We start from the raw sequence: 25404 nt of genomic DNA, 5'->3' as shown, positions 1-25404 counted from the left end.
CACCGGGAATACGGCGATGCGAACCCAAGGCTTACCGCCTGGCCAACGCAACCACCTACCGGAGCCAACTGCGCGCGCGGCAGCGCGGCGCCCGCGCCGGAGGCGCGTCGAGGGCAAGTGCGGGCCGAGCTTGCGAGTGCCTGCGCGCAGCCCTCGACAGGCGACGCGCTCGCGCCATCAGCTCAGCGCTGGTTCTTGACCGCGTAGATGGCGGCCTGGGTGCGGCTCGACAGGTTGAGCTTGGCGAGGAGCGAGGAGACGTAGTTCTTCACCGTCTTCTCGGCGAGGTGGATCTCCTTGGCGATCTGCCGGTTGGTGAGGCCCTCGCCGATCAGCTCGAGCACCCGCAGCTCCTGGTCGGTGAGCGAGGCGAGCTCCTTGTTGACCTTCGGGCCGGTGCGGATCCGCTCCAGCACCTGCGCGGTGACCGAGGGGTCGAGGGTGGACTGGCCGGCGGCGACGCGGCGGACGATGTCGAGCAGGTCGTTGCCGCGCACCTGCTTGAGCACGTAGCCGGCGGCCCCGGCCATGATCGCGGAGAAGAGCGCGTCGTCGTCGTCGTACGACGTCAGGATGAGCGCGCGGATCGACGGGTCCTGCGAGCGGACGTCGCGGCACACGTCGATGCCGGAGCCGTCGGGCAGCCGGCCGTCGAGGATCGCGACGTCGGGGCGCAGGGCGGGGATGCGGCGGGTCGCCTCCTGGGCGGACTCGGACTCCCCCACGACGACGATGTCGCCCTCCGACTCGAGCAGGTCGCGGATCCCGCGACGGATCATCTCGTGGTCGTCGAGCAGGTAGACGGTGATCCGGTCGCCCTCGGGCGTGGGGTTCTCGCTCACGCTCCCACGGTAGACCTGATCGACCCGACGGGGGGCGGGAAGGACGGCCCGGACGAAGGGACCTTGTGCCCTGTGCCACGGCCCGCACCGACCGCACCATGGTGAGGAAGGACACCGGGAAAGGAGGCGAACGATGAGCACGAGGGGCAGGACCGCCCGGACCACGCGGGCGACCGAGGTGGCGCCGGCCGCGGTGGTGGAGCGGCTGGTCGAGCTCGCCTGCCTGGCCCCCAGCATCCACAACACCCAGCCCTGGCGGTGGCGGTACGACGGCGCGCGGGTCGTCCTCGAGGCCGACCTCGACCGCCTGCTCCCCGCGGAGGACCCGCGCGGGCGCAACCTGGTGCTCAGCTGCGGTGCTGCCCTGCACCACCTGGAGTTCGCGGCCCGGGCGATGGGGTGGGACGTCGACGTCGACCTGCTGCCGGGCGACGACCCGGCGGTGCTCGCCTCCGTGGCGGTGGCTCGCGACGCGCCGCGGCCCGCGGTCCGCGAGGACCTCGACCTACTCCGCACCCGCTGCACCGACCGTCGCAGGTTCACGGCGTGGCCGGTGCCGGACGACCAGCTGGCCGGGCTCGCCGCCCTGGCCCGACGCTGGGGCACCCGTGCGGAGGCGGTGACCACCGACGCGGCACGGATCCGGCTGGAGCTGCTGGCGAACCGGGCGGTCACCGCCGTCGAGGTCGACGGCCGCCGGCTGCTGGAGCAGGACGACTGGATCGACCGGCCCGGGCCCGACGGCATCCCGAGCGCCCTGCTGCCCGACGACCCCGACCCGCTGCGTGCCCGGTCCCGGTTCCGCCCCGGCGTCCTCGAGGACACCCGCATGGTCATCCACGGCGGCGACCGGGTCGTCGCGATCGGCGGCGCGCTCGACGAGGTCGGCAGCTGGCTGCTGAGCGGGCGGGCGATGAGCGCGGTGTGGCTGGAGGCCACCCGCGCGGGGATGTCGGTCATCCCGATGAGCCAGCCGGTGGAGGTCGAGGGCATCCGCCAGGACCTCGCCCGCACGGTGCTCGCCGACGTGCCGGAGCCACACCTCCTGCTCCGCGTCGGCTGGCAGGCGATCGGCCGCAGCGAGCTGCCCCGCACCCCGCGCCGGCCGCTGGCCGAGGTGCTGCGCCGCGGCTGATCGCGGCGAAGGTCCGCCGACCGGTGGGCCGAAGGTCCCCCGGGTCGGGGAAGTCCGGCCGTGGGGCAGGGACCCGCACCGTTCCTAGCGTGGTCGCGTCAGCACCCGATATGCCCGAATAGCGCCAGGAGCACCTGTGGACCCGACCGACATCGCTCGGTGGCAGTTCGCCATCACGACCGTCTACCACTTCCTGTTCGTCCCGATCACGATCGGTCTCTCGGCGATCATCGCCGGTTACGAGATCACGTGGCTGCGGACCCGCGACGAGCGGTGGCTGCGACTGACGAAGTTCTTCGGGAAGCTCTTCCTCATCAACTTCGCCATCGGCGTCGTGACCGGCATCGTCCAGGAGTTCCAGTTCGGCATGAACTGGAGCGACTACTCCCGCTTCGTCGGTGACGTCTTCGGCGCCCCGCTGGCGGTCGAGGGCCTGCTCGCGTTCTTCCTGGAGTCGACCTTCCTCGGCCTGTGGATCTTCGGCTGGGACCGGCTGCCGGCCAGGTTGCACGCCGCGTGCATGGTGCTCGTCCACGTCGGGACCCTGTTCTCGGCGTACTTCATCCTCGCCGCGAACTCGTGGATGCAGCACCCGGTCGGCTACGCGTTCAACCCCGACACCGGCCGGGCGGAGATGAACGACTTCGCCGCCGTGCTGTTCAACAAGGTGCAGCTGGTGACCTTCCCGCACGTCGTGCTGTCGGCCTACATGACCGGCGCGGCGTTCGTCGTCGGCATCGCGCTGTGGCACCTGCGCCGCTCCCGCACCGACGCGGACCGCGCCCTCTACCGCCCCGCCGTGCGCACCGGTGCCTGGATCGTGCTCGTCGCGGCCCTCGGCGTCGTCGTCAGCGGCGACGTGCAGGGCAAGATCATGACCGAGGTCCAGCCGATGAAGATGGCGGCCGCGGAGGGTCTCTACGAGACCGAGGCGCCGGCCGACTTCTCCGTCTTCCAGCTCGGCACCCTCGACGGTGAGGAGGAGACCTTCTCGGTCAAGGTCCCCGGCCTGCTGTCCTTCCTCGCGACCGGCACGACCGACGGGGAGGTCGAGGGCATCAACCAGCTGCGCGAGCGCTACCGGGAGACCTACGGCGCCGACCCCGGTGCGGCGTACTACTCCCCGGGCGACTACACGCCGGTGATCCCCCTGACCTACTGGACGTTCCGGCTGATGATGGGCCTGGGCATGGCCGGCATGGTGGTCGCCGGCTGGATCCTGTGGGTCACCCGCCGCGGTCGCACGCCGCAGGGGCGTGCGGTCCTGGCCGCTGCGATCGCGCTCCCGTTCCTGCCCCTGTTCGCGAACTCGTTCGGCTGGATCTTCACCGAGATCGGCCGCCAGCCGTGGGCGGTGTTCGGGCTGATGACGACCGAGCACTCCGTCTCCCCCGGCCTCACCACGGCCGAGGCGTGGATCTCGCTGCTCACGCTGACCGCGGTGTACGGCGTCCTCGCCGTCATCGAGGTGCGGCTGCTGCTGACCTGGATCCGCCGTGGGGCCGACGAGCTGCCGGCCGACGTGCCCGACGCCGCCGGCGACGACCGCCCGATGGCGTTCGCGTACTGACCCGACACCGACCGACCAGCCACCACCTGGCAGACGAGGACATTCACCATGGAGCTCACGACCGTCTGGTTCATCCTGATCGCGGTCCTGTGGATCGGCTACTTCACCCTGGAGGGCTTCGACTTCGGCGTCGGGATGCTGCTGCCGACGCTGGCGAGGGACGACACCGAGCGGCGCGTCATGATCAACACCATCGGACCCGTGTGGGACGGCAACGAGGTGTGGCTCCTGGTCGCGGGCGGGGCGACCTTCGCGGCCTTCCCGGAGTGGTACGCGACGCTGTTCAGCGGGTTCTACCTGCCGCTGCTGCTGATCCTGGTCGCGCTGATCGTGCGCGGCCTGGCGTTCGAGTACCGCGCCAAGCGGGACGATGCGCGGTGGCGCCGCAACTGGGACCTCGCGATCATCATCGGTTCGTTCGTGCCCGCGGTGCTGTGGGGCATCGCGTTCGCGAACATCGTGCGGGGCGTGCCGATCGACGCCGACCTGGAGTACGCCGGCGGCTTCCTCGACCTGCTCAACCCGTACGCCCTGCTGGGCGGGCTGACCACGCTGGCGCTGTTCCTCACCCACGGTGCGCTGTTCATCGCCCTCAAGACCGACGGCGAGATCCGGCACCGCGCCCGGCGGCTGGCCGTCCCCGCCGTCGGGGTGACCGCCCTGCTCGCGGTGGTCTTCCTGGCCTGGACCCAGCAGCAGACCGGCTCCACCGGCTCGCTGGTGGCGTTCGTCGTCGCCGCCGCGACCCTGGTCGGCGCCGGCGCGGCTGCCCGGGCCGGTCGTGAGGGCTGGGCGTTCCTCGGCACCTTCGTCACCATCGCGCTCGCGGTGGGCGGGCTGTTCCTGGCCCTCTTCCCCGACGTGATGCCCACGACGCTCGCCGCGGGCACGAGCCTGACGACGACCAACGCCGCCGCGACGTCGTACACGCTGGGGATCATGACGGTCACCGCGGTGGTCTTCACCCCGCTGGTGCTGCTCTACCAGGGCTGGACCTACTGGGTGTTCCGCAAGCGGATCGCCACGCACCACATCCCGGTCTCCCCCGCGGCGACCGCCCCCGCCGGCCGATGAGGCCCGCGGACCCACGCCTGCGGGGGTTCCTGGCGCCTGCCCGGGGCGCCCTGGCCGGGGTCGTCGGCGCCGGCCTGGTCGGTGGGGTGCTGGTCATCGCCCAGGCGTGGGTGGTGACCGGCCTCGTCGTCGCGGTCCTCGACCACCGCGACGTGCTGCCCTGGGGACTGGCCGTGGCCGGCCTGCTCGCCCTGCGCGGCGCAGTCGGCGGCGTCGGCGACGTGCTCGCCGCCCGAGCCGCGTCGTCGGTCGGCACGGTGCTGCGGCACCGGCTCGTGCGCACGGCCCTCGACCGGTCCGCCGGCCCGGAGCCGGACGACGAGGTCGCGGCGCTGGCCACCCGCGGCGTCGCGGCCGCCGAGCCGTACCTGACCCGCTACGTCCCGGCCGTCGTCGTCGCCGGCGTGCTGCCCCCGCTGACCGTCGTGGTGCTGGCCACCCAGGACCTGCTCAGCGCGCTGATCGTGCTGCTGACCCTCCCGCTGGTCCCGGTGTTCGGCGCGCTCGTGGGCCTGGCCACCCGCGACCGCGCCGAGGAGCAGTGGCGGGCGATGGCCTCGCTGTCGGGCCACTTCCTCGACGTGGTCCGCGGGCTGCCGACCCTCGTCGCCCACCGTCGGGCGCGGGCGCAGTCGGGCCGGATCGCCGAGGTCACCGACCGCTACCGCCGGGCGTCGCTGCGCACGCTGCGGATCGCGTTCGCGTCCTCCGCGGTCCTCGAGCTGGTGGCCACCCTCTCGGTCGCCCTGGTCGCGGTCACCGTGGGCGTCCGGCTCGCGTCGGGCTCGCTCGACCTGCACACCGCGCTCGTCGTGCTGCTGCTCGCCCCCGAGGCCTACTGGCCGCTGCGGCGCGTGGGTGCGGAGTTCCACGCCGCCGCCGAGGGTGCCGCCACCTTCGAGTCCGCCCACGAGCTGCTGACCACCTCGCCCGACGCCCTCGCCGCGGTCGACCTCCCGGCTCCCCCGCGCACACCGCTGTGGATCGACCACCTCACCGTCACCCACGCCGGCCGGACGACGCCAGCCGTGCGCGACCTGTCCGCGGTCGTCCCCGACACCGGGATCACCGCGGTCACCGGCCCCTCCGGGTGCGGCAAGTCCACGCTGCTGGCAGCCATCGCCGGGCTGCTGCCGGTCGACGGCGGCGCGGTCACCGCCGGCGGCCACCCGGTCGGCGGGCCGGCGTGGCAGGCCCAGGTCGCCTGGCTGCCGCAGCAGCCGCACTTCGTGGACGGCACCATCGCCGACAACCTGCGCCTGGCCCGCCCCGACGCGACCGACGACGAGCTGTGGGCCGCGCTGCGCGAGGTCGCGCTCGAGGTGCGCGTGCGCCAGCTCGACGCAGGCCTGGCCACGCCGCTCGGCGAGGACGGCGCCACGCTGTCCGCGGGCGAGCGCGCCCGGCTCGCGCTGGCCCGGGTGGTCCTCGCCGACCGGCCCTGGGTGCTGCTCGACGAGCCGACCGCCCACCTCGACGACCTCACCGAGCAGGTCATCGCCGACACGATCGTCAGCCTCGCCCGTCGCAGCGGTGTCGTCGTGGTCGCGCACCGGCCCCGGCTGGTCGAGCTCGCCGACACGGTCCTCGAGCTGCCGGCACCCGCGCCGGTCGAGCGGGTGGTCCCGTCCGCGGCCGTCCCGGCGCCCCGGGCCGGGGGCCCCACCAACACCCCGGCCGACGCCCCGGCGACGGACCAGCCCGTCGTCGTACCCCCGCGCGAGGGGTGGGCCCTCGCCGGCGCGACGGTGATCGGTGCGCTCGCGTCCGCGTCCGGTGTCGCCCTGACCGCGACGGCCGGCTGGCTGATCGTGCAGGCCTCGACCCGTCCCGCCGTGCTCACCCTGCTCGTCGCCGTCGTCGGCGTGCGCGCCTTCGGCCTTGCGCGGCCGCTGCTGCGCTACGTCGAGCGGCTGCGCGGGCACGACGCCGCCCTTCGGATGCTCGCGCGCCGTCGCGTCCGGGTGTACGACGCCCTGGTGCCCCTCGTGCCGGCGCGGCTCGGCCGGCGGCGCGGTGACCTGCTCACCTCGGTGGTCGACGACGTCGACAGCGTGGTCGACCGCCAGCTTCGGGTGCTGCTGCCGGTGCGCCAGCTCGCCCTCGTCACGGCGCTGGCGGCGCTCGTCGCGACCCTGCTGCAGCCCGCGTCGGCCCTGGTGGTGCTCGGCCTCGGCGGCGCCTCCGGCCTCGCCCACCTGCTCGCGCGCCACGGTGCCCGGGCTGCGGAGCGCCGCCTGGTCGGCCTGCGGGCGGAGCTGTCCCGCACCGTCGTCGACGCGCTCCAGGTGGGTGAGGACCTGCGGATGTGGCAGCGCACGACCGCAGCCGCGGACCGGGTCGCCGGGGTGAGCGCCCGCCTCGGTCGGGTCTCGGCCACCACCGCCGGATGGCTCGCCGCCTCCCGCACCCTGGTGCTCGCCGCCAGCGGCGCGGCCGTCGCCACGGTTGCCGCCCTCTGCGCGGGTCCGGTCGCCGACGGCACGCTGGGCGGACCGGTGATGGCGCTGCTCGTGCTGCTGCCGCTCGCGCTCGCCGACGTCGCCCTGCCCGTCGCCGACGCCGGCGTGCTCGCCGCGCGCACCGAGGCGGCCGAGGCCCGGCTGGCCGTGCTCGAGCACGCCACGCCGGCCGTCGTGGCCCCGAGGGACGCCGCCGCACCGGAGGGCGACGACGTCCACCTCGACGGCGTGCGGGCCCGCTGGGCCCCGGACTCCCCGCTCACCTCCCCCGTGAGCCTCGACCTGGCACCCGGCGACCGGGTCGCGCTCGTCGGGGCGTCGGGCACCGGCAAGAGCACGGTGGCTGCGGTGCTCCTGCGCTTCCTCGACCCAGCCGTCGGCACTGCGCGGCTCGGCGGCGCGGACCTCGCCGCCACCTCGCCGGACGACGTCCGCCGGCAGGTCGGCCTGGTCGACGACCAGCCGCACGTGTTCGCCACGACCCTGCTGGAGAACGTGCGCCTGGCCCGGCCCGCCGCGACGGACGCGGAGGTGGAGGCGGCGCTGCGCGCGGCCTGCCTCGGGGACTGGGTCGACAGCCTTCCCGACGGCACGGGGACCTGGCTCGGGACCGGCCATGCCGGTGTCTCCGGCGGCGAGCGCGCCCGGATCGGCGTCGCGCGCTCCCTGCTCGCCGGGCACCCGGTCCTCGTCCTGGACGAGCCGACCGCCCACCTCGACTACGCCACGGCCGAGCAGCTGGCCCGCGAGGTGCTCGACGGCGACCGCGAGCGCTCGGTGCTGTGGATCACCCACGGGACCGCGGGCCGTGGCCTGGTCGACCGCACGGTGGTGCTGGCTCCCGCCGGCCCCGACGCCGCCGCGGGAGGGGCCGAAGGTCCCACCCAGCCGGGGGCCTCGGCCCGTGCCGCCGGACCGGCCGCCTGAGCGAGGCTGGAGCCATGACCAGCACGATCAACCCCAGCAGCGTCGTCGTCGCGACGGACGGCTCCGAGGACGCCGTCCGCGCCGTCCACTGGGCGGCCGAGCAGGCCTGGCTCCAGCGCCGGCCGCTGGTCGTCGTCGCCGCGACCGGCTCGCCGCTCGCTCCGGCCATGGCGTGGTCCGGCGTCGGGGCGGCCTACGCACCCACCGTCGAGGAGCTCGTGGCGCACGGCCGTGCGGTCGCCGATGAGTCGCTCGGGGTGGTGCAGCACCTGCGGCCCGGCCTCGACGCCTCTGCCGAGGTCCTCGTCGGTGACCCGCGCCAGGTGCTCGTCGACCTGTCCCACCGGGTGCACGCGCTGGTGGTCGGCTCCCGGGGCCGGGGCACCTTCCGGAGCAAGCTGCTCGGCTCGGTGAGCGCGTCGGTCAGCCGCGAGGCCGCCTGCCCCGTCTTCGTCTGCCGTCCCCGCGGTGGCGGTGCCCCGGTGCGCGGGGTCCTCGTCGGCGCCGACGGCACGCCGGAGTCGCTGCCCGTCATCGAGGCCGCGTTCCACCAGGCGTCGCTGCTCGACGTGCCGCTGACCGTCATGCACTGCGTCTGGGACCAGGTCGCCGCGCTGGCGGGCCCCGGCCTCGTCTCGCCGCACGAGGCGGGCCTGGAGCAGCAGCGCCTGCTGCTCGCCGAGAGCGTCGCCGGCATGCGCACGAAGTTCCCCGAGGTGGCCACCGACCTGCAGCTGGGCCGCGGCGTCGCGGAGGAGCTGCTCACGACCGGCAGCGACGGCTGGAGCCTCGTCGTCGTCGGCCGCCACCCGGTCGACAGCCTGCTGCGCTTCCTGACCGGCTCGGTGGCGACCGCGGTGGTCGAGCGGGCGCGCACGACCGTGCTCGTCGTGCCGCAGGCCGAGCCCGCCGAGCGCGACTGACCACCCGGACCCGAGGACGGAACCCGTGACCAGCATCCCTGCCATCGCCCCGGGCAGCATCGTCGTCGGCGCTGACGGCTCCCGCCACGCCGCCCGTGCCCTGCGCTGGGCAGCCGCGCAGGCGCGCCGCGAGCACCGTCCGCTCGTCGTCGTGACCGCCGGCGGCGGTGACGCCGACCGGGTCAACCGGGACGCCCTCGTCGCGGTCCGCGAGCTCGAGCCGACGGTGGACGCCTCGGGCGTGAGCGTCGACCTCGACCCCCGACCGGCGCTGGTGGACCTGTCCCGCGACGCCCACCTGGTCGTCGTCGGCTCCCACGGTCGCGGCTTCCTGCGCAGCGTGCTGCTGGGCTCCGTCGGTACGGCGCTCACCCGGCTGTCGTGGTGCCCGGTCGTCGTCTGCCGACCCCGCGACGAGGAGCGCGGCGGCCGCGGCGTGCTGGTCGCCGTCGACGCGACCTCCTCGTCGTCGCCGGTCCTCGAATTCGCCTTCCAGCAGGCGTCCCTGCGCGGCGAGCCGCTGACCGCGGTCCACTGCACGTGGGACGTCGTCGCGGCGGTCGCCGGGCTGCGCAACGTCCGGCTCGAGGACGACGACCTCGGCGTCGGCGACGAGGCCCACCTCGCGCTCGCCGAGGCGCTCGCCGGGTTCGCGGAGACGTACCCCGACGTCGAGGTGAGCCAGCGGGTGCACCACGGCCTCGTCGACGACGTGGTCGGTCGGCACACCGGCGACTGGGACCTGGTCGTGGTCGGCCGTCACCCCGTCGACACCCTCGGCCGGCTGGTCACCGGGTCGATCGCCACGGCGGTCGTCGAGCGCGCGCGGACCACTGTCGCCGTCGTACCCGTGGAGCGGGACCCGGACGACGCCGCGGCGCTCGGCGAGGACTAGAGGTAGAGCCCGTCGCCGGCCGCGGGCTCCGCCGTCGGGTCGGCGGCCTCCTCGGCCGGGTCGTCCTCGAAGGTCAGCCCACCGCCGAACTGCTCCTTCAGGCGCGGCCCGAAGAAGTTGCTGGCCTCGGCGACGTCCACGAGCGACGACTCGAGCGTGCCCTTGTTGAGCGTCAGCCCCGCGAGGGCATCCTCGAACACCACGGCCTTGTCGGCCCAGTAGACCCGGGCGTGCAGCAGGCGCTGGTTGATCTCGTTGAGCACGCCGAGGAGCTCGGGGCTCTCGTCGACCTCGTGCAGCGCGACCGACCACACCCGTACCGCGGGGCGGTCGTCGTTGCCGACGACCCGCACGGTGTAGGCGCTGTTGCCGTGCCGGAACGGGTAGCCGCCGTGGTCGTCCTTCGACAGCGACTCGTTGCCGGTGAACTCCTCGAGCAGGCGCTCGACGTACGCATCGACCATGTCGCGGCTCATGGGCGGAACCCTACCGACCGCGGCCCCGTCAGGCGTCAGTCCGTCGGGACCCGCCCGGCCAGCAGGTCGTGGGCCTCCCGGGTGCCGCGCAGGCCACGCGTGGTGCGGCGGGTGATCCGCCAGCCCTCCGGGGTGCGGGCGAGCTCGAAGAGGTTGGCGGCGATCCGGGCCACGACCGGGTGCCTCTCCTGCTGCACCACGAGCACCGACTCGCACACGGCGACCGCGGTGTCGCCGTCCACGGAGACGTGGGCGGGGCCGAGGAAGTGCGCCGAGCCCCGGCTGATCAGGCCCTGGTGGGCGTCGGAGCGCACCATCGCCGCGACGGCCGCGCGGTCGGCCATGTGCCAGTCCTCGACGTCGTAGCTGCCGTCCTCGGTCCACAGTGCCGCGACCCGGTCGGCCTCGCCTGCGTCGACCAGGGGCCCGTAGGAGGCGATCAGCTGGGCGATCGCCTGCTGGTCCTCCATCTGCCGGAGGCGCTCCTGCTGGGCGGCGACCAGACCCTCCAGCGCGGCGACCCGCTCCTCGGTGCTGCTCATGCGTCCTCCCCGGTCCCGGGCACCTGGACGTCGGCGGCGAGCTGGTCGGCGAACGCGGCGCCGGTGCCCTCGGAGCCACCGGCGATGACGGCCCACGGGCCGCAGGACGAGACGTCGGTCACGCCCCGAGGGTGCCGCACCGGCGTCCGCGCGTGCAGCCCGGGGTCACCAGGGGGACGGTTCGTAGTCCTTGAGGAAGCAGCCGTAGAGGTCCTCACCGGCCTCGCCGCGCACGATCGGGTCGTAGACGCGGGCGGCGCCGTCGACGAGGTCGAGCGGCGCGTGCCAGCCCTCGGCGGCAATGCGGAGCTTCTCGTGGTGCGGGCGCTCGTCGGTGATCCAGCCCGTGTCGACGGCCGTCATCAGGATCATGTCGGTCTCGAACAGCTCGCCGGCCGACGTCCGCGTCATCATGTTCAGCGCGGCCTTCGCCATGTTGGTGTGCGGGTGGCCGGCCCCCTTGTAGCGGCGGGAGAACTGTCCCTCCATCGCCGAGACGTTGACGACGTAGGCGCGGCGGGCACCGTTCTGCACCGCGGCCCGCATCGCCGGCCGGAGCCGGGAGTTGATGAGGAACGGCGCGATGGCGTTGCAGAACTGCACCTCGAGCAGCTCCAGCGGGTCGACCTCGTCGAGGACCTGGGTCCACGAGTTGTTGGTCTGCACGTCGGGGATCAGGCCGCCCGCGTCGATCGCGGTGCCGGCCAGGTGGGCCTCCAGCGACGCGCCGCCCGCCTTGAGCGCGAGCGCGGTCAGGCTCGCGGCGTTGTGCGCGGCGAGCGCCGACTCGGTCGACTCCCCCTCGTGGTGCGCGACCGCGGTCGAGGACAGGGCCCCGGCGATCGCAGCCGGGTGCGCCTCGGAGATCCGGTCGAAGGTGACCATCTCGGGCAGCGCCTTGACACCGAGCGACTCGGCGGTGGGCAGCTCGGCGGCCTCGCCGTCGATGAGGTGCGTGTAGGCACCCGGCAGGCGGCGCACGGTCTGGCAGGCGTTGTTGATGATGATGTCGAGCGGGCCGTCCGCGGCGACGTCGTCGGTCAGCGAGATGACCTGGGTGGGGTCGCGCAGGTCGATGCCGACCACCTTCAGCCGGTGCAGCCAGTCCGCGGAGTCCTCCTGGGCCGCGAAGCGCCGCACCGCATCCTTCGGGAAACGGGTCGTGATCGTGGTGTGCGCACCGTCGCGCAGCAGCCGCAGCGCGATGTACATCCCGATCTTGGCGCGGCCACCGGTCAGCAGGGCCCGCTTGCCGGTGAGGTCGGTGCGCTGGTCGCGCTTGGCGTGGCTCTTCGCCGCGCAGCGCGGGCACAGCCAGTGGTAGAACGCGTCGACGAGGGTGAAGTCCTCCTTGCAGATGTAGCACCCGCGGGCGGTGATCAGCTCGCCCGCGAACGCCCCCTGCGCCGTCGACACCAGCGGGATGCCGGCCGTCTCGTCGTCGATGCGCATCGGCGACCCGGTCGCCGTCTTCTCGATGATCTCCTGGTCGTGCCGCTGCCGCTCCTGGCGGATCTCGGCACGGCGCGACTTCTTGATCAGCTTGTACATGTACGACGCCGCGCGCTTCATCGTGCGCACGTCCTCGTGATCGGGGTGCAGCTCCGGGATCTGCTTCAGCACCTTGATCGCGATCGCGAGCTCGTCGGGGTCGATCCGTTCCACCGGCGAATCGTACGGTTCCGCGGGGCGAATCAGCCCATCGCCGCGGCTCCGGTGCGCACGGCGTCGCGGATCCGGTTGTAGGTGCCGCACCGGCACACGTTGCGGATCCCGTCCAGGTCGTCCTCGGTGATCGCGCGGCCCTCGGCGCGCACCTTGTTGACCAGCGCGACCGCGGCCATGATCTGGCCGGGCTGGCAGTAGCCGCACTGGGCGACGTCGTGCTCGAGCCAGGCCTCCTGCATCGGGTGGAGCCCGTCGCCGTCGACGGTGTCGGCAAGGCCCTCGATGGTCGTGATCTCGTCGTCCTCGCGGACGGCGGACACGGGCACGGCGCAGGGGTTGAACGCCTTGCCGTTGATGTGGGACGTGCAGGCCTTGCAGACGTTGATCCCGCACCCGTACTTCGGGCCCGTGACACCGAGGACGTCGCGCAGGACCCACAGGATGCGGACGTCGTCCTCGACGTCGACGGTCACGGTCTCGCCGTTGAGCTGGAAGGTGTGCTTCGGCATCGCAGGTCGCCTCTCGGTGGTCTCTCAGTACGTGTGGTCGAGGCCGTCGACCGGCGACGCGGGGACGGGCGGGACGAACGACTTGGGCTCGAAGTGGAGCGGGTCGCGGAAGTTGATCGGGAACTCCGTGGGCAGGGTGCCGGTGGCCCGTGCGTACGCGCAGGCCACGGCCGCCATCGACGAGGCGACGCCGGCCTCGCCGACACCTCCGGGCTCGCGGCTGTCGGACTCGAGCACCTCGCAGCGGAACTCGAGGGGCACGTTCCACTGCCGGGTGTAGGCGGAGTTGTCCCAGCTCGCCTCGAGGAAGTGCCCGTCGACGAGGTGGTTGCTGTAGGTCAGCGCCTGGGCAAGGCCGTCGGAGAAGCCGCCCATCATCTGCGCCTCGACCCCGCGCGGGTTGATCACGACGCCGGCGTCGACGACGACGGTCGCCCTCGTCACCCGCGGGCCGGTGACGCCGTCGCGGACCTTGCGGTTGACCGTCTCCGGCCGGCAGTCGATCTCCACGAGCACGGCCGTGGCGCCCTTGTACTCCTTGTGCACCGCGATCCCCTGCGCTGTGCCGGCGGGCATGGCCTTGCCCCACTCCCCCAGCTCGGCGGCACGGTCGAGAACCCGGCGCACGACCTTGCTCTTGAGGTGGCTGCGCCGGAAGGCGACCGGGTCCTTCTTCAGCCGGGCGGCCAGCTGGTCGACCATCAGCTCGTTGGCGGTCGCGACGTCGGGCGAGTAGATGTTGCGCACCGAGCTGGTGTTGAAGCGGTCGGCGGCGAGCCCCGGCTCGTTGAGCAGCTGGGTGATGACACCGAAGCTGTACGGCAGCTCCTGGGTGAGCAGGAAGATCGTCTCCGCGAAGCCGAGGTTCGCCAGCCCGGTAGGGAGCGCAGCGACCTCGGCGGTGAGCCGCTCCCCGAGCCCGTGGGTGAAGTCGGTCGGCACGCTGGTGTGCCGCTGCTCGAAGCTGATCACGCTGCCGGCGAGCACGGTGGCCCGGATCCGGGAGGTGGCCATCGGGTGGACGCGACCCTGGCGGGGCTCGTCGGCCCGGTGCCACATCAGCTTCACCGGGGCACCGAACGCCTTCGACGCGTGGGCCGCCTCGATCGCGGCGTCGCTGATCAGCTTGCGGCCGAACGAGCCTCCGCCCTCCACCACGTGGACCGTCACCTTCGACTGCGGCAGGCCGATCGCCTTGGCGACCTTCGACTGCGCGTCGATGGGCGACTTCAGGCCGCCCCACACGGTCGCGGTGCCGTCGCGGACGTCGGCGACCGCGCAGTTGGGCTCGAGGGCGGAGCCGCTGCGGAAGTGGAAGACGAACTCGGCCTCGACCGAGGTGGCGCCGAGCTTCGGCACCACGAGGGGCAGCTGCGCCTTGCGCAGCTCCTCCAGCACGGCGTCGGCGTCCTTGCCGGGCACCGTGCCGGACCGCCACTCGACGTCGAGCGCGCGGACGGCGTCGATGCACTGGCCGAAGGTGCGGGCCCGCACGGCGACGCCGGTCGGGATGATCGCGACGTGGGTGACGCCGGGCATCGCCTCGACCTCGGCCTGGTTGCGCACCGAACGGGCGGTGCCGTTGAGGTCGGGGGCCCGGCACACCATCGTCGGCAGCGCGTCGGGGACGTCGAGGTCCATCGCGAACTTCTTGCGTCCGGTGACCGCGTCGAGGGCGTCGATGCGTCGCTGGGGCGTCCCGACGAGGGTGCGCTCCCCCGCCGCCTTGAGGGTGACCTTCACCCGCTTCGTGCTCGCGCTGGCCGCGTCGGCCGCCACGTCGCCGTACGCCACCGAGGCGCCGCCGGGTGCGAGGATCACGCCGGCCTTGGTGACCAGCGTGTCGACGAGGGCGCCGAGCTGGATGGCGGCCGCGTCCAGCAGCGCCTTGCGGGCGACCGCGGCCGCGACGCGGACCGGGGTGTACATCGAGATGATGGTGTTCGACCCGCCCGTGAGCTGGTTGAACAGCAGCTCCTGGCGCGCAGGCGCGAGGGTGACGTGCACCCGCTCCAGCGGCAGGTCGAGCTCGTCGGCGATCAGCATCGCCACGGCGGTGGTGATGCCCTGGCCGACCTCCATGCGGGGCAGCGCGAAGTGCGCGTCACCGGACTCGTCGATCGTGATGCCGATCTTGTTCGACGTCGGCAGCGCGCAGTGGGTGAGGAAGTCGTTGAGGTCGTAGACCTCGGCGACCTGCGGCAGCGACGGGATCGGTACGGCGCCGGCCGGCGTCGCCCCCACGGTCAGGTCCGCGGCGACCATCAGCGACGTCCCACCGACGACGTAGCCGACGAACGAGCGTCGGCCGACGCCGGTCGTCGGTCCGGCGGCAGCGGTCGGACCCTTCGGCGCGGTGGATGGTGCGGACGGTGTGGCGGCAGGCTCGCGCCCCGGTGTTTTCCCCATGTCGATCTCCCCCGAGAAGTGAAGTCGTCACGCCAGCATGACCCGCGGACATTGGTCGGAGGTTGGTTCGTCCCGGGGAGTGGGACCGGGCCGCCAAGCGGGGCTCAGAGGGCGGGCAGCACGTCCTGCACGATCGTCAGCAGGGACTCGCGCAGCAGCCGGTGCGCCTGCTCGCGGGTGAGCGTCCCCGAGCGCGACCACTCCCGGATGACGCCGCGGGCCAGCTCACCAAAGGCGCGCACGCAGGCCCGCGCCGCCGGGTCCTCCGGGTCGCCGCCGACCAGCTCGAGGACGCGCCCGGCCGCCAGGTCGTGGGCGCGGGCGAGGATCGAGCGCACCTCGGCGTCGTCGCCGACGCCCTCGGCCGCGCCGATGGTCAGGAAGCTGGCCCGCTCGGGGGTGATGGACCCGAGGAACCAGTGCACCGCGGCGTCGACGCGCTCCTCGAGGGAGCCGACCGGCAGGGGCACGTCCTCGATGGTCGGCAGCAGCGCGGCCCGGCGCACGACCTCGAGGTAGAGCGCACGCTTGTCGCCGAAGTAGTGGTTGAGCAGGCCCCGGGCGACCCCGGCCGCAGCGGCGAGCTCGGTGGTCGAGACCTCGACGTAGGGACGCTCGGCGAAGAGCCGCTCGGCCGCGGCCAGGATGAGCTCACGGCGCTGGTCCGGCGAGAGGCGCTGGCGACGTGCGACGGCTCCTGGCATGCCGCGAGACTACTATTGGCAGCCTGCCAACAACAGTCTAGGCTGACGGGGTGAGCACCGGAGCCGAGACCGCCCCGCATCGTCCGCGGCAGCGCGACCTGCCCGTCCCCGTCTGGTTCGACATGCGCGACCACGTCTCCGGGATGGGCGCCCACCTCGCGGGGCCGGCGAACGTGATCATGCAGCTGAGCTGGCCGGGCGTCGGCCACGGCGTGATGAACAGCCGGGTGGATGACGGCTCGGCGATGAAGCACCCCTTCAAGCGCGGGCGCACCACGTTCACCTACCTCGCCGTCGCCCTGCTCGGCACCGACGAGGAGCGCACCGCCTTCCGCAAGGAGGTCAACCGGCAGCACGCGCAGGTGTACTCGCGGCCGGGCGAGAAGGTCGAGTACCGGGCGATGGACCCGCGGCTGCAGACCTGGGTCGCGGCCTGCCTCTACTACGGCACCGTCGACATGATCGAGAAGATGCACGGCCCCCTACCCGCGGATCGGGCCGACGCGCTCTACGCGCACTGCGCCCGCTTCGGCACGACGCTGCAGATGCCCGCCGAGGCCTGGCCGGCCGACCGCGCGGCCTTCGACCGCTACTGGGAGGAGTCGCTCGCCGAGGTCGACATCGACCCCGACATGGCGGCGTACCTCATGCACCTGACCACGCTGCGGAACTTCCCGCCGCCGTTCCGCCTCCTCGCGCCCTTCCTGGTCTTCGTCACGACCGGCTTCCTGCCGCCCCTGTTCCGCGAGGCGATGGGCCTGTCCTGGACCCCGCGCCAGCAGCGACGGTTCGACCGCCTGCTGCGCACCCTCGGCGCGGTCGAGCGGCGGCTGCCCACCGCGCTGCGGATCTTCCCCTTCAACCTCTGGCTGGCCGACCTGCGCCTGCGCCGACGGTTCCGCCGCCCCCTCGTCTGAGCCAACTCGCCTGCAAGGATCCCGATGGACTTCGACCTGCCCGACTCCGCCCTCGCCGTCCGCGAGGGCGTCGCCGCCGTCGCCGCGAGGTACGACCACGCCTACTGGTCGCGCTGCGAGGAGGAGCACCGCTTCCCGCAGGAGGCCTTCGACGACCTCGCCCGGGGCGGCTGGTTCGGCCTCTGCGTGCCGGAGGAGTACGGCGGCGGCGGGCAGGGCCTGCTCGAGCTGGCCGTGGCGAACATGACCCTGTGCGCCTCCGGCGGCGTCGCGGGCACCTTCTTCTACGTCACCACGCCCGGCTTCGGCGCGATGACACTGACCCGCCACGGCACCGAGGAGCAGAAGCAGCGGATCCTGCCCGGCCTCGCCGACGGGTCGATCCAGTTCTGCCTGGCCCTGACCGAGCCGGACGCCGGCAGCAACGCGATCGAGATCAAGACCGCCGCCCGCCGCGACGGCGACGAGTTCGTCATCAAGGGCCAGAAGGTCTGGATCTCCAACGTCGAGAACGCCGACTGGATGGTCGCGGTCACCCGCACGATCCCGGCGGACCAGACGAAGGAGCGCGGCCTCCCCCGCACCGCGGGCTTCACGCTCTTCCTCGTCGACGTCAAGGAGGCCCTCGCGGCCGGCACCCTGTCGTACACGCCCATCCCGAAGATGGGCAGCAACATCCTGTGCTCGAGCCAGGTCTTCCTCGACGACGTGCGGGTCCCGGCCGAGAACGTCATCGGCGAGGTCGACGCCGGCTTCGGGGTCCTGTGGGACGTGCTCAACCCCGAGCGGGTCCTCGCGGCGGCCGGTGGCGTCGGCACGGCGGACGCGGCACTGCGGATCGCCTGCGACTACGCCCGGGAGCGCGAGGTCTTCGGCCGCCCGATCGGCGCCAACCAGGCCCTGCAGTTCCCGCTGGCCCAGCTCAAGGCGAAGGCGGAGCTCGGCCGGCTGATGACCTACCAGGCCGCCTGGCTCTTCGACCAGGGCCGCCCGTGCGGCAACGAGGCCAACATCGCCAAGCTCACCGGCGCCCAGGTCGGCTGGGAGGCCGCCAACCAGGCCTTCCAGACCCTGGGCGGGATGGCCTACTCGAAGGAGTACCCGGTCGAGCGGATCTTCCGCGACGCCCGGATCGCCAAGAACATCCCGGTCGCCGAGGAGCTCGTGCTCGCCCACATCGGCACCCAGATGCTGGGCCTGCCGAAGTCCTACTGAGCACCCCGTCCCGGTGGTCGAGGTGCGAGGCGCCACGGCGCCGTCGCACCTCGACGAGAGGGCAACGTCAGTCGGCAACGGCCTCCGAGAGCAGGGTGACCAGCTCCGGCATGCCGCCGGCCCACTTGAAGCTGAGCGCGGTCGGGGGCGAGACGGCCGAGATCTTCTCGCGGCCGACCACCTGGGCGACGCTGCCGTTCTTCACGGCAGGGATCGCCAGCGCCTTCTGGTCCTCCAGGAAGGCCGCGGCCTGCTTGTCGTCGTCGAAGTAGGTCACGACGACGTCGGCGTCGATCTTGTCGACCTCCTCCCAGCTCAGCTCGTAGTAGAAGCCGCCGTCGGAGGTGTCCAGCTCCGCCACGCTCGGCGCGACGTCGAAGCCCAGCTTGGTCAGGATCGCCAGGCGCGGGTCGAGCTCGGTGTAGGGCGAGACGGAGTTCGGGCCCGGGTAGAGCGCGGCGATGGTCTTGCCCTCGAACTCGGGGTGCTCCTCGGCCTGGTCGGCGAGGTAGGTGTCGATCTCGTCGAGGATGGTCTGGCCGTGCTCGCTGCGGCCCAGGGCCTGCGCGGTGATCGTGATCGTGTCCTGCCAGGTCGTCGTCCACGGCGCCTCGGGGTAGGCGACGGTCGGGGCGATCTCGGCGAGCTGCTCGTACTGCTCCTTGGTGATGCCGGAGTACGGCGCGAGGATCAGGTCGGGCTTCGCGGCGATGAACTCGTCGTAGGGCACGGTGGCGCCGGTGCCGTCGTCGGGGAGCAGCGTCGGGTGGTCGATGCCCTCCTCGTCGTACGCCTCCTTGACCCAGGGCAGCAGGTTGCCCTTGCCCACGGTCCACAGCTGCTCGGCGATGGCGACCGGGTAGACGCCCGAGGCGATGGCGGCCTCGGTGGAGCCCCAGCCCCACGTGGCGACGCGCTTGGGCTCCTCGGTGATCTCGGTCGTGCCGAAGGCGTGCTCGATGGTGATCGGGAACTCGTCGGTCACCTCCAGCGTCGTGGCACCGGCGTCCTTGTCGTCGCCGCCGTCGTCGCTGCCGCAGGCCGACAGCGCGAGCACGGCCGCGAGGCCGGCCACGAGCGCCGTGCTGCGGCGGAAGGCACGGGTGATCCGCACAGGGGTTCTCCTCAGGTAGGTGAAGCAGTTCTTCAGATGAGGTGAGGCTACCCTAAATGCCTGCGGTCACACCGAGGCGGGTCCGCCCCCTGGGCACGACCAGCGGTCCCCCGGTCACCGGGTCCGGGACCACCTCCGCGTCGAGGCCGAAGGCCGAGCGCACCGACTCGGCGGTCAGCACGTCCGCCGGCGCCCCCTGGCCCGCGATCCGGCCCCCGGACATCACGACCATGTGGTCGGCGTAGCGCGCCGCGTGGTTGAGCTCGTGCAGCACCATCACGACGGTCGTGCCGCGCTGGGCGTTGAGGTCGTCGAGGAGGTCGAGGAGCTCGAGCTGGTGGGTGACGTCGAGGTACGTCGTCGGCTCGTCGAGCAGCACGGCGTCGGTCTCCTGGGCCAGCACCATGGCGATCCAGACCCGCTGGCGCTGCCCACCCGAGAGCTCGTCGAGCCGTCGCTCGGCCAGGTCGGCGACGCCGGTGGCCTCGAGCGAGCGGAGCACGACGCGGTCGTCCTGGCTGGTGTGGCGGCCGAACCAGCCCTGGTGCGGGAACCGGCCACGCCCCACGAGCTCGGCGACGCGGACGCCGTCGGGCGCGATCGAGGTCTGCGGCAGCACGCCGATGGTGCGGGCGAGCTCGCGGCGAGAGAGGCTGCTGGCGTCCTTGCCGTTGATGCGCACCCGGCCGGCGGAGATCGGGTGCAGCCGGGCGAGGCCCCGCAGCAGGGTGGACTTGCCGCACGCGTTGGGGCCGACGATGGCGGTCACCTTGCCCGGCGGCAGCTCGAGGTGCAGGCCCTCGATGACGGGGGCGCCGCGGTAGCCGAGCGTGATGCCCTCGGCGGTGATGGAGGTGCTCATCAGGGGCGTGCCTTTCGTTCGCTGCGGGCGAGCAGCCACAAGAGGTAGGGCGCACCGACCAGGCCGGTGACGATGCCGACCGGGGCGGTGAGGCCGGCGGGCAGGCCGTACTGCCCGATGACGTCGGCGCCCATGGTCAGCGCGGCACCGATGGCCGCCGAGGCGGCGAGGGCCGGGCCGCCGTCGTCGACCAGCCGGCGGGCGATGGCCGGCGAGATCAGCGCGACGAAGGCCACCGGGCCGGCCACGGCGGTCGCGAGGGCGACCAGGCCGACGCCGATCAGCAGCGCCACGACGCGCGACCGGTTCGGGCCCAGCCCGAGGCCCTGGGCGTGCTCGTCGCCGAGCGCCAGGGCGCGCTGCTCGCGCGCGACAGGGAGCGTGAGCAGGACCAGCACGGACACGCCGGCCACCAGCGCGCCGAGGGCGCCGTCGCGCACGTCGGCGACGCTGCCGACCGTCCAGAGCAGCACGGTGCCGGCCTCGCGGAGCTCCGCCTCGGCCAGCCGCCACGAGATCAGGGAGGTGCAGAGGTAGGCGATGCCGACCCCGACCAGGACGAACCGGATGCCGTGCAGGCCGTTGCGCCAGGCCAGCACCCAGATCGCAACCGCGGCCGCGAGGGCCCCCGCGCCGGCGGCGAGGTTGACGGTGGTGCCGGAGGCGCCGTACCCGACGACCGCGGTGACGGCGCCCAGCGAGGCGCCGCCGGAGATGCCGAGGATGTCCGGGCTCGCCAGGTTGTTGCGCAGCGTCGACTGGAAGAGCGCGCCAGCGAGGCCGAAGGCGAGGCCGGCGACCATCGCCGCCAGCCCGCGCGGCAGCCGCAGCTCCCGCACGACGAGCAGGTCGAACCTGTCCCCCACCCCGAACAGGGCCGGCAGGGACCGCTCGGGCGGGACCCCGGCGGCGCCGAGGCCGAAGGTCATCAGCAGCAGCGCGAGGCACGCGGCCGCTGCGACGGCGACGACGAGGGCGACGCGGAGCCGGCTGCGGCGACGCAGGCCGGTGATCACCCGGAGGGTGTCGGGGCTCGCGCCCGGGGCCGGCACGTCGACGGCGCTCACAGCCCGGCCACCCGTCGGCCGCGGGCCACGGCGATGAGGACCGGCGCGCCGATGATCGCGGCGACCACCCCGGCCTCCAGCTCGTCGGACTTCACCAGCCGGCCGATGATGTCGGCGGCCATCAGCATCACCGGCCCGAGCAGCGCGCACAGCGGGACGACCCAGCGGTAGTCGGTGCCGACCAGGCGCCGGGCAGCGTGCGGCACGGCCAGGCCGACCAGTGCGATCGGGCCGGCGAGGGCCGTGGCCGCGCCGGCCAGGCAGATGATCGCGACGGCCGCGAGGGCGCGGGTCGTGCCCACGCCCTGGCCGAGGGCGGACGCGACGTCGTCGCCGAGGGCGAGCCCGTTGAGGCGGTGCGCGAGGAAGAACGCGAGGACCGCGCCGAAGACGACGAAGGGCCAGAGCACCGAGACGGCGTCCGCGTCGCGGCCGGTCAGCGCGCCGACCGCCCAGTAGCGCAGCGAGTTGACCGCGTCGACGTCGCGGAAGAGGACCAGTGTGGTGATCGGGCTGATCAGCGCGGTGACCGTGGCGCCGGCGAGGGCGAGCTGCACCGGACGGCCGTGGCCGACGGCGAAGACGACGACCGCGGCGACGGCGGCGCCGGCGAACGCGAACCAGATCGCGCCCAGCGGGGAGAGCACGCCGAAGGCGGTGGCGGCGACCACGATCCCGAGCGACGCCCCGGCGTTGAGACCGAGCAGGCCGGGGTCGGCCAGCGGGTTGCGGGTGACGCCCTGCGCCAGCACCCCGGCGAGCGCGAGGGCGACGCCGGCGAGCAGCGCGATGACGGTGCGCGGCACGCGCTGGCCGCGGATGACGCCGTGGTCGACGTTGCCGGCCACCGGGTCGGTCAGGGCGCGCCAGGCCTCGCCGATCGCGACCTCGCGCACCCCCAGGGCGATGCTGAGCACGATCCCGAGGAGGACCAGGGCCGTGGCCCCGGCGAGCACCGCGACCCGCGCCCCGCGACCGGAGGACGCGGCCACGCGCTCCGGCGCCAGCGCAGCCGCGGCCTCCAAGGTTTGCATAACCTAAGTATCCACACGGAGCCTCGTGCGCACGACTCCGGCCGCCCCTGGACTGACCCGGACCGCCCCGGACCGCCCCGGCCCGACCGCGCGTGGTGCGCGCTACGTCGCAGGCGCCCCCTGCTGCCGGCTGCGGTCACTGCCGGGCGCGCCGGCCGCAGCGCTGTAGAGCCAGCCGTAGAACGCGAGCAGCACGAGCCACGAGGCGATCACGACGCCGTACATCACGGTCCACAGCCAGGCGGGCACGTCCGGCTTGCGCTCGCGCTGCAGCATGAACGGCTCGTGCACGAAGGCCGCCTCCGAGGCGTCGTCGACACGGACCAGCCCGGAGGCGGGGCCGTCGATGGCCGGGTCGGCGGGCATGTGCAGCGGCAGCGAGACCATCGTCGTCGGCGCCAGGTGCAGCCGGACCAGGGTCTTCCAGCTGCCGTGCAGCGGGAGGGCACGGCTCGAACGGAACTCCCCCGCCGTTCCGGTCGGCTCCATCGCGACGCTGATCATGCCGTCGCCCGGGACCTCCTCGGAGGCGTCCTGCCGACCCTGGTAGGCCAGCGCCGAGACCCACACGGCGTCGTCGGCGGCGTCCACCGGGTCGGTGCGCACCGTGACCACGGCCTCGCAGCCGTCGGCGCCGATGCAGTCCTCGTCGTAGGACACCCGCCCCATGATCACGCCGGTGCCGTCGACCGGCTCGTACGTCGTGCGGCAGTTCTCGCCGACGCAGTCCTTGACGACCTCCACCTCGCCCGCGCTGGTGGGTGGGGCGAAGACGGCCATCAGCACGATGAAGGCCAGCGTGCCCGCCGTACCCACCCAGCGGCCGCGCACCGCCAGGCCGTCACGACGCGGCGCGGAGGCCTCCGGCAGGTCGGCGATCCGCTCCAGGTGCCGGGCGAACGACCAGCCGAGCAGACCACCACCGGCGGCAGCGATCGCACCCACACCGAGCATCAGCGGCATCTGGGCGGTCTCCGGTGGCAGCGGGTAGGGCAGGAAGACGTCCATCCACCACCACTCGGTCGCCAGCCCGACCGATCCGGCCAGCAGGCCGGCGCCCGCGGCGAAGAGCGGCCCGCGGTTGCGGACGACCAGCGCGAGCAGCTCGATGCACAGCGCGGGGCCGAGGAGGAGCAGCCAGTGCGCGCGGTGGATGTCCGGGATCGGCAAGGTGATCAGGTAGATCGACAGGCGCAGGCCGGTGTAGGCCAGCCAGGTGACCAGCGCGCCGCCGGGGCCGAAGAAGAGCCGGCCCGCGGTGAAGATCCAGCCGGCGAGGAAGCCGGAGATGATGAACAGCGTCGCGGCGGGGAACTGCGGGACGCCGAGGTCGAACTCCATCAGGAAGGCGACCGGGATGATGCAGTGGCCGATCACGATCGTCATCCACAGCCGGGTCGCCCACGCCGAGCGGTCCGCCAGCACCGCGGCGGGCGCCTCGCGCCGTACCGGCGGCAGGACCCGCCCGAACAGCCGCAGGCCTCCCGTGGCGAGCCCACCGAGGCGGGTCCAGCGCCGCGCGGGCGGCTGGCCGAGCTGCGCGGCCTCGGCGAGCAGCAGGGGGACCGCGAGGATGCAGGTCACCGCGCCGCCGATCATCATCACGTGGGTCGGCCCCCACTCGGTGACGTCCTGGCCGAAAAGGCGGTGCCAAACGTCGTCGGCCGGGAAGCCGGCCGCGGCGATCATCCCGGCGCCGAGCAGCACCAAGGTGCCCATCGGGACCCGCCACCTCGGCGTGAGCCGGACGGTACGACGCGGCAGCGGGTCCTTGGCGAGCGCCGCCGAGATGACGCCGGCGGCGAGGAAGAAGAAGATCCCGAACATGATCGGGAAGTGCGACGGGTTGGCCAGCGGCCCCTCGTCGCGGCCGTCCTGCATGTGGATCGGGACGTCCCAGTAGACGCCGAACCCGCACGCCACCAACGACAGCAGGGCCAGGTAGCTGGGCAGCCCGGCCCACCGTGGCAGGCCGTCGACGGCCGAGACCCGGTCGGCGAGCCGCCCGATCAGGGTCGGCTTCCCGTCCCGCTCGCGCAGCAGGAAGATGCCGAGCGGGACGTAGATCGCGGCGAACGCCACGAACGCGAGCAGGACCTGGTCGAGCGCCGCGCCACCTGCCGGCGGCGCTTCCTCGGCGAGCACGATCATCGGGGAGCACCTCACGATCTCGACGCTACTTCGAGTAACAGGTACCTGAACAGGCGTCCGTCAATCGGGGCGACCGGGATCACACCCGCCACCCCCGCCGGCGTGCCGGGAACCCACGAACGCATGCCCGGTTGCGGGACGGCGACGATCGTGGAAACTCCGCGCCTATGCGGTCCTTGAGAACCATTGATGTGCCATGATGGGCGCGTCGGGCCGCGACCGACCCCCCCAGAGGTCGCGGCCCGGCGCCATTTTTCTGCCCGAGCCGCGTCGCCCCGCCCGCCGCCGGTGGTTGAGGTGCGAGGCGCCCCAGCGCCGAGCCTCGAAACCACCGGCCATGGTGCACCGGACTGGCTCACCACAGTCCGCCCGACAGGCCCGGAGGTTTCGAGGCTCCTCGCTGGCGCTCGTCGCACCTCAACCACCGGGAGGGCGTGCGTCCGAACCTTCCTCGCGATCCTGCACGGCCTTGCGCCGGGACAGGTCAGGCAACGCCGCGTAGTCGCCGCGGATCAGCGCCTCGCGCTTCCTCCTGCTCCAGCCCTGGACCTGCTTCTCGAGGTGGTAGGCGTCGGTGATCCGGTCGTACCAAACGCTCCACACGAGCACGACCGGCCTGCGAGCGCGGGTGTAGGCGGCGCCGAGCTGGTCGTCATGGTTGTGCTCCCACACGCGCCCGTCGAGGTCCCACGTGCTGCCGACGTAGTAGCTGTCATCACTGCAGCGCAGCATGTAGGTCCACGGCATGCCCTCCCCTGCCGCGCGCAGCGGATTCCGAAACCCGAGCCGCCGCGCCCTGTGGACAACCGCCACCCGCCGGCGGTTGAGGTGCGAGGCGCCCCAGCGCCGAGCCCTCCGCCGGCGGTTGAGGTGCGAGGCGCCCCAGCGCCGAGCCCTCCGCCGGCGGT

22 protein-coding genes are annotated in these 25404 nt (G+C 73.4%); 8 read left to right on the top strand and 14 right to left on the bottom strand.

Annotation, left to right across the window (positions count from 1 at the left end; genetic code table 11):
* Positions 1 to 182 precede the first annotated feature (182 nt).
* Positions 183 to 842 (bottom strand): response regulator, encoded by a 660-nt coding sequence (locus NOCJ54_RS0120920; protein ID WP_028657032.1) that lies wholly within the window; start codon positions 840 to 842, stop codon positions 183 to 185.
* Positions 843 to 975: 133 nt separating this feature from the next.
* Between NOCJ54_RS0120920 and NOCJ54_RS0120915 the strand changes: the two genes are divergently transcribed.
* The 6 genes from NOCJ54_RS0120915 (at position 976) to NOCJ54_RS0120890 (ending at position 9828) form a co-directional block, all read left to right on the top strand.
* Complete coding sequence (locus NOCJ54_RS0120915; protein ID WP_051486231.1) at positions 976 to 1977, top strand: Acg family FMN-binding oxidoreductase; 1002 nt, start codon at positions 976 to 978, stop codon at positions 1975 to 1977.
* Between the two features lie 136 nt (positions 1978 to 2113).
* The gene (locus NOCJ54_RS0120910; protein ID WP_028657030.1) at positions 2114 to 3547 is read left to right on the top strand and encodes a cytochrome ubiquinol oxidase subunit I; all 1434 of its coding nucleotides are present in this window, start codon (positions 2114 to 2116) and stop codon (positions 3545 to 3547) included.
* A gap of 48 nt (positions 3548 to 3595) precedes the next feature.
* Positions 3596 to 4621, top strand: coding sequence for a cytochrome d ubiquinol oxidase subunit II (gene cydB, locus NOCJ54_RS0120905; RefSeq protein WP_028657029.1), 1026 nt, complete (start codon positions 3596 to 3598; stop codon positions 4619 to 4621).
* On the top strand, positions 4618 to 8010 hold the full coding sequence (gene cydD / locus NOCJ54_RS27435; RefSeq protein ID WP_084255559.1) for a thiol reductant ABC exporter subunit CydD: 3393 nt from the start codon (positions 4618 to 4620) through the stop codon (positions 8008 to 8010). Before cydB ends, cydD begins: the two co-directional genes overlap by 4 nt.
* Positions 8011 to 8024: 14 nt before the next feature.
* Complete coding sequence (locus tag NOCJ54_RS0120895; protein ID WP_028657028.1) at positions 8025 to 8933, top strand: universal stress protein; 909 nt, start codon at positions 8025 to 8027, stop codon at positions 8931 to 8933.
* 25 nt (positions 8934 to 8958) lie between these two features.
* Entirely contained in the window at positions 8959 to 9828 is an 870-nt protein-coding gene (locus NOCJ54_RS0120890) for a universal stress protein (RefSeq protein ID WP_028657027.1), read from the top strand.
* Here NOCJ54_RS0120890 and NOCJ54_RS0120885 read toward each other — a convergent pair.
* The 7 genes from NOCJ54_RS0120885 to NOCJ54_RS0120855 all read right to left on the bottom strand — a co-directional run bounded on the left by NOCJ54_RS0120885 (position 9825) and on the right by NOCJ54_RS0120855 (position 16136).
* Positions 9825 to 10304, bottom strand: coding sequence for a T3SS (YopN, CesT) and YbjN peptide-binding chaperone 1 (locus NOCJ54_RS0120885; RefSeq protein ID WP_028657026.1), 480 nt, complete (start codon positions 10302 to 10304; stop codon positions 9825 to 9827). The genes NOCJ54_RS0120890 and NOCJ54_RS0120885 overlap by 4 nt on opposite strands.
* A gap of 35 nt (positions 10305 to 10339) precedes the next feature.
* On the bottom strand, positions 10340 to 10846 hold the full coding sequence (locus NOCJ54_RS0120880) for a nuclear transport factor 2 family protein (RefSeq protein WP_051486229.1): 507 nt from the start codon (positions 10844 to 10846) through the stop codon (positions 10340 to 10342).
* Entirely contained in the window at positions 10843 to 10968 is a 126-nt protein-coding gene (locus NOCJ54_RS30575; protein WP_261376563.1) for a hypothetical protein, read from the bottom strand. Before NOCJ54_RS30575 ends, NOCJ54_RS0120880 begins: the two co-directional genes overlap by 4 nt.
* A 43-nt stretch (positions 10969 to 11011) precedes the next feature.
* Complete coding sequence (locus NOCJ54_RS0120870) at positions 11012 to 12511, bottom strand: SDR family NAD(P)-dependent oxidoreductase (protein WP_028657024.1); 1500 nt, start codon at positions 12509 to 12511, stop codon at positions 11012 to 11014.
* Positions 12512 to 12540: 29 nt separating this feature from the next.
* A complete protein-coding gene (locus NOCJ54_RS0120865; RefSeq protein ID WP_028657023.1) occupies positions 12541 to 13023 on the bottom strand; it encodes a (2Fe-2S)-binding protein in 483 nt (160 codons plus the stop codon).
* 24 nt (positions 13024 to 13047) lie between these two features.
* Positions 13048 to 15432: a molybdopterin cofactor-binding domain-containing protein gene (locus NOCJ54_RS27430; protein ID WP_051486228.1), complete on the bottom strand. Its 2385-nt coding sequence runs from the start codon at positions 15430 to 15432 to the stop codon at positions 13048 to 13050.
* 104 nt (positions 15433 to 15536) lie between these two features.
* Positions 15537 to 16136 carry a TetR/AcrR family transcriptional regulator gene (locus NOCJ54_RS0120855; RefSeq protein ID WP_028657022.1) on the bottom strand — a complete coding sequence of 200 codons (600 nt, stop codon included), beginning with the start codon at positions 16134 to 16136 and terminating at the stop codon, positions 15537 to 15539.
* Positions 16137 to 16186: 50 nt separating this feature from the next.
* Here NOCJ54_RS0120855 and NOCJ54_RS0120850 point away from each other — a divergent pair, with 50 nt between their 5' ends.
* Together NOCJ54_RS0120850 and NOCJ54_RS0120845 are read left to right on the top strand one after the other, a co-directional pair.
* Entirely contained in the window at positions 16187 to 17053 is an 867-nt protein-coding gene (locus NOCJ54_RS0120850; protein ID WP_222430448.1) for an oxygenase MpaB family protein, read from the top strand.
* A gap of 24 nt (positions 17054 to 17077) precedes the next feature.
* Complete coding sequence (locus NOCJ54_RS0120845) at positions 17078 to 18268, top strand: acyl-CoA dehydrogenase family protein (protein WP_028657020.1); 1191 nt, start codon at positions 17078 to 17080, stop codon at positions 18266 to 18268.
* Positions 18269 to 18335: 67 nt separating this feature from the next.
* On the opposite strand, the gene NOCJ54_RS0120840 is transcribed toward NOCJ54_RS0120845, so the two are convergent.
* The 6 genes from NOCJ54_RS0120840 to NOCJ54_RS0120815 all read right to left on the bottom strand — a co-directional run bounded on the left by NOCJ54_RS0120840 (position 18336) and on the right by NOCJ54_RS0120815 (position 25243).
* Positions 18336 to 19382 (bottom strand): iron-siderophore ABC transporter substrate-binding protein, encoded by a 1047-nt coding sequence (locus NOCJ54_RS0120840; protein ID WP_028657019.1) that lies wholly within the window; start codon positions 19380 to 19382, stop codon positions 18336 to 18338.
* Positions 19383 to 19434: 52 nt separating this feature from the next.
* Positions 19435 to 20244: an ABC transporter ATP-binding protein gene (locus NOCJ54_RS0120835; RefSeq protein WP_028657018.1), complete on the bottom strand. Its 810-nt coding sequence runs from the start codon at positions 20242 to 20244 to the stop codon at positions 19435 to 19437.
* Positions 20244 to 21311: a FecCD family ABC transporter permease gene (locus tag NOCJ54_RS0120830; protein WP_036519126.1), complete on the bottom strand. Its 1068-nt coding sequence runs from the start codon at positions 21309 to 21311 to the stop codon at positions 20244 to 20246. The genes NOCJ54_RS0120835 and NOCJ54_RS0120830 overlap by 1 nt, the downstream gene beginning before the upstream one ends.
* On the bottom strand, positions 21308 to 22345 hold the full coding sequence (locus tag NOCJ54_RS0120825; RefSeq protein ID WP_036519124.1) for a FecCD family ABC transporter permease: 1038 nt from the start codon (positions 22343 to 22345) through the stop codon (positions 21308 to 21310). The genes NOCJ54_RS0120830 and NOCJ54_RS0120825 overlap by 4 nt, the downstream gene beginning before the upstream one ends.
* A gap of 102 nt (positions 22346 to 22447) precedes the next feature.
* Positions 22448 to 24511, bottom strand: a complete 2064-nt coding sequence (locus tag NOCJ54_RS27425; RefSeq protein WP_157514988.1) for an ABC transporter permease — start codon at positions 24509 to 24511, stop codon at positions 22448 to 22450.
* Positions 24512 to 24913: 402 nt separating this feature from the next.
* Positions 24914 to 25243: a GIY-YIG nuclease family protein gene (locus NOCJ54_RS0120815; protein WP_028657015.1), complete on the bottom strand. Its 330-nt coding sequence runs from the start codon at positions 25241 to 25243 to the stop codon at positions 24914 to 24916.
* Positions 25244 to 25404 lie beyond the last annotated feature (161 nt).

It is taken from the genome of Nocardioides sp. J54, assembly GCF_000519005.1.
GTDB lineage: Bacteria > Actinomycetota > Actinomycetes > Propionibacteriales > Nocardioidaceae > Nocardioides.
Note: the sequence above shows the minus strand (reverse complement) of the source record. Positions and strands in the feature narration are given on the sequence as shown.

What these genes read in the sequence shown, in the direction of transcription:
- NOCJ54_RS0120825 (WP_036519124.1), bottom strand. Translation starts at nt 22,345, where the DNA reads ATGCAAACCTTGGAGGCCGCGGCTGCGCTGGCGCCGGAGCGCGTGGCC.
- NOCJ54_RS0120915 (WP_051486231.1), top strand. Translation starts at nt 976, where the DNA reads ATGAGCACGAGGGGCAGGACCGCCCGGACCACGCGGGCGACCGAGGTG.
- NOCJ54_RS0120885 (WP_028657026.1), bottom strand. Translation starts at nt 10,304, where the DNA reads ATGAGCCGCGACATGGTCGATGCGTACGTCGAGCGCCTGCTCGAGGAG.
- NOCJ54_RS0120895 (WP_028657028.1), top strand. Translation starts at nt 8,025, where the DNA reads ATGACCAGCACGATCAACCCCAGCAGCGTCGTCGTCGCGACGGACGGC.
- NOCJ54_RS0120880 (WP_051486229.1), bottom strand. Translation starts at nt 10,846, where the DNA reads ATGAGCAGCACCGAGGAGCGGGTCGCCGCGCTGGAGGGTCTGGTCGCC.
- NOCJ54_RS27430 (WP_051486228.1), bottom strand. Translation starts at nt 15,432, where the DNA reads ATGGGGAAAACACCGGGGCGCGAGCCTGCCGCCACACCGTCCGCACCA.
- NOCJ54_RS0120855 (WP_028657022.1), bottom strand. Translation starts at nt 16,136, where the DNA reads ATGCCAGGAGCCGTCGCACGTCGCCAGCGCCTCTCGCCGGACCAGCGC.
- NOCJ54_RS0120835 (WP_028657018.1), bottom strand. Translation starts at nt 20,244, where the DNA reads ATGAGCACCTCCATCACCGCCGAGGGCATCACGCTCGGCTACCGCGGC.
- cydB (WP_028657029.1), top strand. Translation starts at nt 3,596, where the DNA reads ATGGAGCTCACGACCGTCTGGTTCATCCTGATCGCGGTCCTGTGGATC.
- cydD (WP_084255559.1), top strand. Translation starts at nt 4,618, where the DNA reads ATGAGGCCCGCGGACCCACGCCTGCGGGGGTTCCTGGCGCCTGCCCGG.
- NOCJ54_RS0120865 (WP_028657023.1), bottom strand. Translation starts at nt 13,023, where the DNA reads ATGCCGAAGCACACCTTCCAGCTCAACGGCGAGACCGTGACCGTCGAC.
- NOCJ54_RS0120845 (WP_028657020.1), top strand. Translation starts at nt 17,078, where the DNA reads ATGGACTTCGACCTGCCCGACTCCGCCCTCGCCGTCCGCGAGGGCGTC.
- NOCJ54_RS0120815 (WP_028657015.1), bottom strand. Translation starts at nt 25,243, where the DNA reads ATGCCGTGGACCTACATGCTGCGCTGCAGTGATGACAGCTACTACGTC.